The sequence below is a fragment of the Kitasatospora saccharophila genome, from assembly GCF_039529925.1.
GTDB classification, from domain to species: Bacteria; Actinomycetota; Actinomycetes; order Streptomycetales; family Streptomycetaceae; genus Kitasatospora; species Kitasatospora saccharophila.
The window spans coordinates 121493-132042 of the sequence record NZ_BAAANS010000024.1 but is presented as its reverse complement, the minus strand read 5'-3'; the positions used below and the strand labels follow the sequence as shown (position 1 = coordinate 132042).

General features: G+C 76.2%; 9 protein-coding genes. 3 read left to right on the top strand and 6 right to left on the bottom strand.

Annotated features, from left to right (window positions below; all coding sequences use genetic code 11):
* Positions 1-191 precede the first annotated feature (191 nt).
* The 6 genes from ABD345_RS19025 to ABD345_RS19000 form a co-directional block, all read right to left on the bottom strand.
* A complete protein-coding gene (locus ABD345_RS19025; RefSeq protein WP_344553486.1) occupies positions 192-1418 on the bottom strand; it encodes an MFS transporter in 1227 nt (408 codons plus the stop codon).
* Positions 1419-1628: 210 nt separating this feature from the next.
* Positions 1629-2396 carry a hypothetical protein gene (locus ABD345_RS19020; RefSeq protein ID WP_344553485.1) on the bottom strand — a complete coding sequence of 256 codons (768 nt, stop codon included), beginning with the start codon at positions 2394-2396 and terminating at the stop codon, positions 1629-1631.
* Positions 2380-3594, bottom strand: a complete 1215-nt coding sequence (locus ABD345_RS19015) for a hypothetical protein (protein ID WP_344553484.1) — start codon at positions 3592-3594, stop codon at positions 2380-2382. Before ABD345_RS19015 ends, ABD345_RS19020 begins: the two co-directional genes overlap by 17 nt.
* Positions 3595-3687: 93 nt before the next feature.
* Positions 3688-4713, bottom strand: a complete 1026-nt coding sequence (locus ABD345_RS19010) for a hypothetical protein (RefSeq protein WP_344553483.1) — start codon at positions 4711-4713, stop codon at positions 3688-3690.
* 97 nt (positions 4714-4810) lie between these two features.
* A complete protein-coding gene (locus tag ABD345_RS19005) occupies positions 4811-6433 on the bottom strand; it encodes a chitinase (RefSeq protein WP_344553482.1) in 1623 nt (540 codons plus the stop codon).
* A gap of 174 nt (positions 6434-6607) precedes the next feature.
* Positions 6608-8482 carry an FUSC family protein gene (locus tag ABD345_RS19000; RefSeq protein WP_344553481.1) on the bottom strand — a complete coding sequence of 625 codons (1875 nt, stop codon included), beginning with the start codon at positions 8480-8482 and terminating at the stop codon, positions 6608-6610.
* A 300-nt stretch (positions 8483-8782) separates the two neighbouring features.
* Between ABD345_RS19000 and ABD345_RS18995 the strand changes: the two genes are divergently transcribed.
* From ABD345_RS18995 to ABD345_RS18985, 3 genes are all read left to right on the top strand, one after another.
* Entirely contained in the window at positions 8783-9394 is a 612-nt protein-coding gene (locus ABD345_RS18995; RefSeq protein WP_344553480.1) for a GNAT family N-acetyltransferase, read from the top strand.
* Between the two features lie 194 nt (positions 9395-9588).
* Positions 9589-9858, top strand: coding sequence for an acylphosphatase (locus ABD345_RS18990; RefSeq protein ID WP_344553478.1), 270 nt, complete (start codon positions 9589-9591; stop codon positions 9856-9858).
* Positions 9859-9926: 68 nt separating this feature from the next.
* Positions 9927-10550: a DinB family protein gene (locus ABD345_RS18985; RefSeq protein WP_344553477.1), complete on the top strand. Its 624-nt coding sequence runs from the start codon at positions 9927-9929 to the stop codon at positions 10548-10550.

Below are 10550 nucleotides of genomic sequence, written 5' to 3'. Positions count from 1 at the left end.
TCCAGGCAGTCACACCGAGCCCGGCCGCCGCAGCGGCATGACCCGATCACTGGGCGTCACCACCCCGGCTTGACAATGCCATTGGGAATCTCCTTCGGGGCGCGGGCCTTCCGGACGGGCCCCTCGCACGGGGACCCGAACCCGCTCATAAGATCATCTGCACCCGGCTCGCGTCGAGAGCCGACTTCCCGTCAGCCCGCCGCGGTCACCGTCTCCGGCCGGTCGGACGGCACCGGCTGGTCGGACGGCACCGGCCGGTCGGCGACGGCCACCGGCCCGCGCCGGTCCACCGACCAGGACACCGCGGCGACCGCGAAGCCGAGCAGCGACAGGCCCGCGCCGACCAGCGAGGGCGAGGTCAGGCCGAAACCCGCGTCGATGGCCAGGCCGCCGAGCCAGGCGCCCATCGCGTTGGCCAGGTTGAACGCGCCCTGCACGGTCGCGGAGGCCAGGGTGGGGGCGGTGCGCGCCTTCTGGATCACCAGGGTCTGCACGGTCGGGACGGTGGCGAAGCCCGCCAGGCCGATCAGCACCACGGTGGCGGCGGCGGACCAGCGGTTGTGCGCGGTCAGCGCGAACAGTCCGAGCGCGCCCGCCATCGCCAGGAAGGTCGCGCAGATCGAGGGGCGCAGCGCCCGGTCGGCCGCGTAGCCGCCGATCACGTTGCCGAGGGTCATGCCGACGCCGAACAGGGCGAGGACCAGGGTGACCGAGCCCTTGGCGAACCCGGCGACGTCGGTGAGGGCGGGGGTGATGTAGGTGTAGCAGGCGAACAGTCCGGCGCAGCCGAACACCACGGTGGCCAGGGCCAGCCAGAGCTGTCCGCTGCGGAAGGTGGCGAGTTCGCTGCGCAGGCCCGCGCCGGGGTGGCTGGGCAGGTGCGGGACGTAGCGGGCGATGGCGGCGGCGCCGAGCAGGCCGATGGCCACCACGACGAGCATCGCGGCCCGCCAGCCGAGGTGCTGGCCGAGCAGGGTGGCGGCGGGCACGCCGAGGATGTTCGAGACCGTCAGCCCGGAGAACATCACCGAGAGGGCGCGGGCCCGCAGGTGCGGGGCGACCAGTTCGGCGGCGGCGACCGCTCCGGCGCCGAAGAAGGCGCCGTGCGGCAGGCCGGTGACGAACCGGGCGACGGCGAGGAAGGCGAAGTTCGGGGCGACGGCGCACAGCAGGTTGCCGAAGGTGAACAGTCCGGCCAGGCCGATCAGCACGGTCTTGCGGGGCAGTTTCGCGGCGACGGCGGTCAGCAGCGGCGCCCCGATCACCACGCCCAGCGCGTACAGCGAGATCAGCCAGCCGGTCTGCGGGATGGTCCGGTCCAGGCCGTGGGCGATCTGCGGGAGCAGTCCCATCGCGGAGAACTCGGTGGTGCCGATCGCGAAGGCGGTCACGGCGAGGGCGACGAGCGCCAGTGGCATGCGGGTACTCCAGGCGACAGCGGGTGGTTCCGGTGGTGCACCGATCCGTGGCCGCCCCCCGGCGCCGACCCCGGCGTCGACCACGGTGTCAACGTTGTCAGTGCCAGCCGATCCTACCGGCCCCGCCCTCCTCCCCCGCGGTCCGTTCACGTGTCGGCCGCCCGTCGGTCCGGTGACCGCCGGGTGACCGCGCCCCCGGGCGGCAGCGGGTCAGACCGGCGGCAGCAGGTCGCTCGGGCTGACGGTGTACGCCAGCGGCTGGTAGCCGAAGTCGGTCTCCCGGTTCTCCCGGCGGCGCAGCAGGCGGAACTCGTGCTGCTCCTCCTCGGTGGCGGCCCGCAGTTCCCCGGCCGGGAGGTGGGCGCGCCCGGCGCGGTACCGGACCGGGGTCGCGGAGGTCCGGAAGGTCACGCCGAGCCACTCGTTGTCCACCGCCCGGGCGGTGGGCTCCAGCAGGATCCGGTGCCGGAAGCGGCGGTTGGCGGCGAGCGGGAGCACCACCAGGCCGTGCTGGACCAGCGGGACGGCGAAGTCCCGGCCCGGCACGCCGTCCTTGGGTTCGAACCGCAGCGTCCTGGGCGGTCCGGCGGGGTCCCGGTAGCAGGAGTAGAGCGCGATCGAGGAGCCCGCGGCCAGGTCGAGCGCCAGGTCGCTGTGGGCGCCCATGCTGGTGTAGGCGTTGGTGTAGAGCTCGACGAGCGCGTTGTCGAGCCCGTCCGGGAGCCCCGCGCGCTCCCGGACCAGCCGGGCCAGCCGCTCGTGCACCGGCCGGAAGCGCTGGGCCGGTTCGGCGTACCGGGCGGTGGTGCGCACCAGCGGGACCCCGCCGTCCGCGCCGACCCGGACGATCACGGCGGTCCGGCGGCCCCGGCCGGTCTCCTCCCAGCGGACCGAGTCGAGCAGTTCGGCGAACGGGTCCTCCCCGGCGGGCAGGTCGTGGCACCGGATCCCGTCGAGGAGCTCAGGGCCGGGGTGCACGGTAGTCCCCCTCGTTCATGCTGAACGGCGGCTGGCCGCCGTAGTCCACGACGGACGTGCTGCGGTTCTCCTCGGCGTAGCTGCGGCGCAGTTCGTCCATGCCGTCCCGGGTGGGCGCCTCCAGCGCGACCGGCCCGTGCCCGGTCTTGAGGAAGGTCCGGCCCTCCCGGTGGACGGCCTCGGCGTTCGAGCAGCGCACCACGTAGCCCAGGCGGGTCGGGAGCAGTTCGGCGGGCAGGGCGGAGGGGCGGATCTCGTGGGTGTACAGGCGGTTGGTGGACAGCGGCACCAGCAGGACGGAGCCGGGGTGGAGGGTGAGGGTGAAGTCCGGCGGGAGTCCGGCCGCGTCGGTGTGCGCGGTGCGCTCCTTGAGGCGGAAGCGCAGCCCGGTCAGCGCGCTGACGCCGCGCACGCCGAGGTCGTGGGCGTCCCCGGGCAGCGGTTCCAGTCCGTCGAGCCGGTCGTAGAAGGTGCAGAAGGCCATGAGGCCGTTGGCGGGCATGTCCTTGGTCTTGTCGGCGTGGGCGGAGATCCTGGCCTTGGCCTGCCGGCGCCCTTCCGCGGCGGGGGTGTTGTGGTAGATCTGCGCGAGGACGTGGTTCAGCGGCGCCTGCCCGCGCAGGACGGCGGCGGCCTCGCGGTCGAGCTCCGCGACGATCCGGGTGTCGGTGGCCCGGAAGCCCTCGGTGGGCCCGGAGAGGTTGGTGGAGCAGCGCAGCAGCCGGAAGTGCAGTTCGGCGCCGTCCTGCCGGACGGGGGTCAGGTAGATCCCGCTGCGGTGGGCGGTGCCGGGCTTGGTGGACTCGGTGAGCGACTGGAAGGCGTGCTCGGCGGCGATCCGGGCGAAGTGGTCGTCCGCCGGGTCGAAGAACCGGCGGTAGTACACCCCGACGCCGTGCACCCGGGCGGGCAGCCGCCCGGGGTCGACCACCGGCCACGGCGCGCCGTCCGCCGCTCCGTCCTGCTCCCGGACGACGAACACCCGTTCCGCGCCGCGCAGTCGGTGCTTCTCGACGCCCGCCCCGGCGCCGTACAGGTAGACGCTCCGGCCGGTGGGGTCGACCTCGCCGGCGGCCAACTGCTCCGGGGTGGCCCTGGTGCCGAGGAACTCCCGGACGGGTTCCTCCGCCCACCGCTCCGGCGGTGCGACCAGGACGCTGCCCGCCTCCTCGATCCGGGCCTCCGTGCGCTCTTCCATGCCTCTCCCGTTCCTCTCGTCCCCTGGAATTCCCCGCCCGGCCCGACCGTCCCCGGCCGCCGTCATCCGCTGTCAGCCCCCAGCCCTCAGCCCTCAGCCGCCCAGGGTGGTGGTGGCGAACCGGGCGCGGGCCTCCTCGGCGGGCAGCACGCGCAGCAGTTCGGCACTGCCGGGCAGCTCGGGGAAGTACCGGTCGGCGTTCCAACTCCGTTGGTACGCCGGGTGGTCGAGCACCAGCAGGCGGCGGCCGTCGACCACCGGGACGTCCGCGGGCAGGCCCTCGTTCCAGATCCTCCGGCCGTCCGGGGCGAGCAGTTCGAAGGCGCCCCGGGCGATCACCCCGGAGCGGCCGGTGGCGGGGGCCGGGTCGGTGGCCAGCCGGACGACCTCGGGCGCGGGGGCGGTGCCGGGCAGGTGGCCGCCGCCGATCAGGACGTGCGCGAGCAGGACGTGCAGTTGGAAGTTGTCGCCGATGCCGCTGATCCGCACCTCGTAGCCGGTGCCGGTGGGCCGGTGCAGCACCGTCAGCGGTTCGTCCAGGAGCGCCGCGGTGCAGTGCAGCGGCCGCAGCCCGTGCCGGTCCAGTGCGTCCAACTCGCCCAGCGCGGGGAGCAGTTCGGCCGCGTACCGGCGGCGGACGGCGGCGCTGCCGAGGACGGCGAACGCGGGCGGGAACCACTCCCGGAGGCCGCACCAGGCGACCGCCAGGCGCACCGCCCGCTGGTCGCCGCCGAGCGTCCCGATCAGCCCGTCGATGTCCGCCCGGTCCGGTGCGGGCAACTCCCCGGCGCCGTCCGGCCATCGGGCCGCGCACTCCAGGGCCGCCTCGATCTCCTCGCGCAGGCCGGCCAGGACGGGGCCCGCGCAGTCCATCGGGTCCGCGCCGCGCTCGACGCAGAACCCGGCCGCCAGCGCGGGCATCGCCCGCGGCCAGACCGGCGGGTAGGCCGGCACCAGCGCCGCCAGCCGGCCCGCCACGGCGTGGCACTGCGCGTCGTCGGCGGCCTGCAGACCGCCGACCAGCGCCCCGAACGCCCGCTCGGCGCGCGCGCCGTCGGCCGCCGCGGCGGCCTGCTCCAACTCGGTCAACAGGCCGTCCAGGGCCGGGAACTCGTTCACCGGCGCACCATAGGCGCTCCGCCGACGACCGATCAAACGTCCGAGGCCACGGGCCGCGCGCCCACCCCGCCTGGCACGGTGCGCGGCCGGGCCGGGCTCAGAAGTGGGTGCCGAGGTCCTTCCAGGAGCCCCATTCGCCGCCGACTCCGGGCCGCTCGCCCTGCGTCCACCACTTGGCCTGCCAGTTGTGGCCCGTCCAGGAGACGGTGTCACCGCCGGTGTAGACCCGGGCGGGGTTCCAGGTGGCGAGGGCGCAGGGCGGCGGGGGGACGGGGCTGACCACGGTGAGGGTGTAGGTCGTTTCGGTACGGAACTGGTTGCCCCGTCCGGTCACCGCCAGCTGGTAGGTGCCGGGGGCGGTCGCGGCCGAGGTCACCAGCGTCAGGGTGGCGGCCGAGTCGCTCTGGTTGCCCGGGTAGCTGGTGAAGACCACCGAGGGGTTGATCGAGGCGGTGACCCCCGCCGGCAGGCCGCTGACCCCGACCGCCACGTACTCCACCTGGGCGTGGTTGACCGCCGCGCTCACCGTGGTGGTCACCGACGAGCCGGCCACCGCGCTGCCCGCGTCCCGGCTCACGTGCATGAGGAAGCTGGGCCCCTCGTCGGTGATCGAGGGGGAGGGCGAGGAGGGGGTCGGGGAGGGCGAGTGGTGGACGGGCGGGGGGTCGGTGAACGGCTGGAACGCCCTGCTGAACTGCCAGTTGTCCTGCGCGGTGCCCGAGCAGGAGTCCGACCCGGCCGTGCCCGGGCAGCCGCCGTTGTCGCGCTGCAGCGACCGGAACGACAGGGTGCCGATGCCCCTGTCCTCCGCCCAGCTCTCGACGGCGGCGGCGTCGGCGGTGCCGAACGTCTCCGCCGGGCCGTAGTGGTCGACGCCGATCATCTCGGTGATCCCGATCGAGCCCCACAGCTGGGCGTCCGTCCGGGCCGGGTACAGCCGCTGCAGCTGGTCGTGCAGGCCCTGCGCGGCGGTCCGGGTGTCGGCGGCCATGTCGTGCCGGGGGCCGTCGCGGTAGTCGAACGTCAGCAGGTTGACGACGTCGATCCGGGCGCCGTTGCACAGCGCGTTCTGCAGCACCGCCAGGCCGCCGGGGGTCAGGCCCGCGGGGGTGGTCGGCAGGGTGTACGAGAACTGGAGGCCGCGGCCGGTGGACGCGGCCCAGTCCTCCGTCAGCTTGATCGCCTTGTTGCGGCGGTCGATGCCGGCCGAGTCGGCCAGTGACGCGTCCTCGACGTCCAGGTCGATCCGGCTGACGCCGTACGACAGGACGACGTTCTGGAAGGCCGTGGCGACCGCCCCGGCGTCGGTGCAGCTGTCGGCGATCTCGGTGCCGGCGCGGTCGGCCGCGTACCCGCCGAACGACAGGACGGCGTCGCCGCCGGCCGCCCGGAGCCGGCCGATGTCCTCGGTGAACCTCGGTGCCTCGTCGACCCGGAAGGCCGGCGTGCCGGGGTCGCCGTTCCAGTACGGCGTGCAGGAGCCCTCGGCGTCGGCGTGGACGGGGCCCAGCGTGACGAACGCGTTGCCGGACCGCGCGGCGACGGTGGCGAGGCTGTCGCCGCTCCGGGCGTCGAAGTACGGGGCGAAGACGCGGGCGGGCAGCGGGGTGCCCGCCGCGCTCGCGGTGCCCGTGCCGGTCAGCGTCAGGCCGGCCAGGGCGGTGACGCCGAGGACTCCGGCGAGCAGGGCGCGGAGTGGTCTGCGAACGGGTCCTGTCATGGACCGCGCTCCCTTCAACTGTGGGGGAAACCAGCGGACTTCGGCCTTCGCGGCCTCTGGTCCGGACCAATGGTCGTGGTCTGCTCCGCACGACTGTCAAGAGTCCTTACCGATACCGTCCGGCAGGCCGGTCCGGCACCGGGAACCGCGGTCACCCCGGCCGGCGGAGCCCGCTCACCCCACCGCCAGCGCCCCTATCCGCCGCACCTCCGCCGCCACCCCGTCGAGCTCCGGCGGCAGCACTGCCTCGGCCGCGGGCGGCACGCCGGCCGGGCCCGGGCGGTCGAGCGCGTCGGCCGCCGCGGCCAGGCTGCGGGTGAGGGTGCGGGCGGCGGGGGCGGCCGGCGCGGGGGCGCCGTGGTCGCGTTCGACGGCGTACGCGGTGGCGGCGTCGGCGAGCCGTTCGGCGTGGACGGTCAGCCGCAGCCAGTCGGGTCCGGCCGGGCCGCCGGGGTGGAGTTCGGCGGCGGCGGTCTCGGCGGCGGCCCGGGCCTGGGCGAGGGTGCGGTAGGCGGTGCGGCGCAGTTCGGCGCGCCGGGCGGCGTCGGTGTCCGGCGCGTCCCGGTGCTCGGCGAGCAGGACGTGGTCGAGGTAGCGCTGGGTGTGCCGCAGGGCGTGCGCGGCGCGCTGGCCGACCCGGGCCCGGGTGTCGGCGAGGCCGGGGAGGTGGCCCACCAGCAGGACGAGGGCGCAGGCCAGCGCGGTGTCGGCGAGCCGTCCGGGGGCGGCGCCGTGGTCGCCGCCGGTGGTGACGAAGGCCAGGACGGTGACGGTGATGACGGCGGTCTGCGCGGCGAAGTGCCGCTGGGCGACGGGGATCAGCGCCCCGGTCACGGCCACCGCGGCCACCGGCCACCACCGGCCGGGCAGCACCGGCGCGAGCGCGGCGGCCAGCAGGACGCCGGCCACCGTCCCGGCGAAGCGGTTGACGACGCGCGAGAACAGCGGCCCCAGGTCGGGCTTGACCAGGAACGCGGCGGTGACGGGCAGCCAGTACCAGTGTCCGGTCCGCAGTCCGAGCGCGAGCGCCGCGCTGGCCGAGACGCACACCCCGACCCGCACCCCGTACGCCCGTCCGGCCCGGCCCCAGGGCGTCAGGCCGCCCGTCCGCCGGCCCGGGCCGCCCAGCACCCAGCGGGCCAGCTCCCGCCGCAGCCTGCGTCCGAGGCCGTGCGACCCGGCCGCGCTCCCCGCCTGCTCGCGCCCGTGCGCGTGTCCGTGTGCGTGCCCGCGCCCGTGTGCGGGGCCGCCCGGCGCGGGCGAGGTCTCGGCGAAGGCCAGGGCCGCCCGCAGGACCGCCCGGTCGAAGGCGGCGGTCGCGGGGGTCTCGGCGACGGGGACGGGCAGCGGGCCGGGGAGGCGGTCGGTGCGGACGGCGGTGGCCAGCCGGCGCGGGCCGGCGGCGAGCCGGGCGGGCAGCGGGCGGGCGTCGCGCAGCAGGGCGACGCCCGCCTCGCTGAGGGCGGAGGCGGCGGCGAGCCGGGTGGCGAGGGTGTGGTCGTGGTCGGTGCGCAGTTGGTCGCCGGCCCGGTCGAGGGTGGCGGTGAGGCGGCGGCGGGCGTTCTCGGCGCGATCGGTCCCGGTGGCGTCGAGGGCGTCGGCGAGGGCGTCGAAGACCGCCGCGACGGCCTGCCGTTCGGCGTGCAACGGGCGCGGGTGGGTGGTGAGTTGACGCAGCAGCAGGAGCCAGCCCGCGCCGGCCAGGTAGCAGCCGGCCTTGGCCCAGCCGGGCAGCGGCACGGGCATCCCGCAGCCGAGCACGGTGAGCACCATCAGCTGGACGGCGGCGGCGGAGGCGACCGGCCCGGTGACGCTGATCGCCCCGCAGAGCACGCCGACCGCGCCGAGCAGCGGCACCGCCCACCACCCGGTGGCGGCGCCGATCAGCAGGCCGAGGGCGCCGGCGAGCGCGGGGACGGCCTGCTGCACGGCGCCGGTGCGCCGCCCGGCGGGGCGGTCGTTGACGCCCGCGAACATCGCACCGAGCCCGACCAGCACCCCCTCGGCGGGCCGTCCGGCGGCGACCGCGAGGCCCAGCGGAACGGCCATCCCGGCCGCACCGCGCACCGTGGCCGCCCAGGGCACCGGTCCGCGCTGCCAGCGCAGCGGGTGGGTCAGCCAGTCCGGTCGCGCCCCTCGCCTGTCCGTGGGAACCCCCTCCTCGTGTCCGCCCGTCGCTCCGGAAGCCTAGGCGCGGCTCTTGTCGTGACCACTGCGGCCGCGTTACGCGCGGATGACGTCTGCCGGCGGGGGCCGGTGGCCGGACCCGGTGGGGACGGGTGGTCCTCCGGAGGGTAGGTTCTCCTTCTCTCCTGCCAGGCCCGCGCCCGGCCCGTCGAAAGTGCACGGATGAACTCCGCACCGCCCCCGGAACCGCCCGCTCCCGTCCCCGCGTCCGCGCCCGTCCTGCGGCCCGGTGACGTCCCGGACCGGCTGGACGCCGAGGGGCTGGTGCTGCGGCGCTGGCGGGCCGGCGAGGAGGAGGTGCGCTACCGGATGATCGAGGCCAGTTTCGCGCACCTGCACCCGTGGATGGGCTGGGCGGACCGGATGCCGACCGAGCCGGAGCACGCCGAGCGGTTCGCCGAGTCGCTGGCCTGGCCGGACGCCGGGGGCAGCTACACCTACGGGGTCTTCGCGGCCGACGGCCGGACGCCGCTGGGCATGGCGGGGCTGCACGACCACCTGGGCGGCGGCGCGGTGGAGATCGGCTACTGGTGCCACGTCGACCACCTGGGCCGGGGCGTGGTGACCAGGGCCGCCCGGGCGCTGACCGAGCTGCTGGTGGGCCTTCCGGCGGTGGACCGGGTCGAGATCCACTGCGACGAGGCGAACCTGCGCAGCGCCGCGGTGGCCCGCCGGCTCGGCTACCGGCTGGACCGGATCGAGGAGGACGGGGTGCGGGCACCGGCGGAGTCGGGCCGCGGCATGGTGTGGGTGCGGGAGTCCCCCGCGCGCTGAACTCGCCGTTCCACCGCCGGTTCGGCGCCCTGCGGCGGGTGAACGCGCGTCAGCTCGCACCCGGGCCGCCGAAGGATCCCGCGCCCCGCGCCCCAGCGCGCCGTCCGCCCCCGGGCCTCCCCCGCTGCGGTATACCTGCTGGCAGCACGGGCGGCCCGCGGGCCGCGACGAGCACGACGAGAGGCGGACGACGGGTGATCCGGCGGCGGGTACTGGTCTCGGGCACGGTGCAGGGCGTCTTCTTCCGCGACTCCTGCCGCCGGGCGGCCGCGGCGGCGGGCGTGGCGGGCTGGGTGCGCAACCTGCCGGACGGGCGGGTCGAGGCGGTCTTCGAGGGGGAGCCGGCCGCGGTGGCCGAGATGGTGGCCTGGATGCGGCACGGCCCCTCCCGCGCGGTGGTCGAGCACGTCGAGGTGGTCGAGGAGCAGCCGGAGGGCCTGCTGGTCTTCGCCGTCACCACCTGACCGACCCGCCCGGGCCGGGGCGCGGAAACCGTTTGCCGTCCGCCCCGGGGTCCGCACAGACTCCGTGCATGACGGAGACGGACGGGCGACTCGCCGCGAGCAAGCGGGATCTGAAGCTGTACCTGCAGGACGCCCGGGACGCGGTGGTGTGGAAGCTGGAGGGCCTGTCGGAGTACGACGCCCGCCGCCCGCTGACCCCGACCGGGACGAACCTGCTGGGGCTGGTCAAGCACCTGACGGGCGCGGAGGCGGTGTACTTCGGCACCGCCTTCGGCCGGCCGTTCGAGGGCGGCCCCGGCCTGTGGGCGGCGGGCGCCGCCGAGCCGAACGCCGACCTGTGGGCCCGCCCGGAGGAGAGCCGGGCGGCCCTGCTCGACGGCTACCGCCGGGTCTGGGCGCACGCGGACGCCACCGTCGACGCCCTGCCGCTGGACGCGCTCGGCGAGGTCCCGTGGCCCCCGTACAGCAGGCTCAGCCTGGCCCGGGTCCTGCTGCACGTGGTCGCCGAGACCCACCGGCACGCGGGCCACGCCGACCTGCTCCGCGAACTGCTCGACGGCGCCACGGGCCTGCGCCCGGCCGACGCCCTCCTCCCCGAGGGCGACGCCGCGTGGTGGTCGGCCCACCACCGCAAGGTCGAACACGCCGCCCGCGAGGCGGCCGCCGCGGCGGGCGAGCAGCTGACCGGCTGA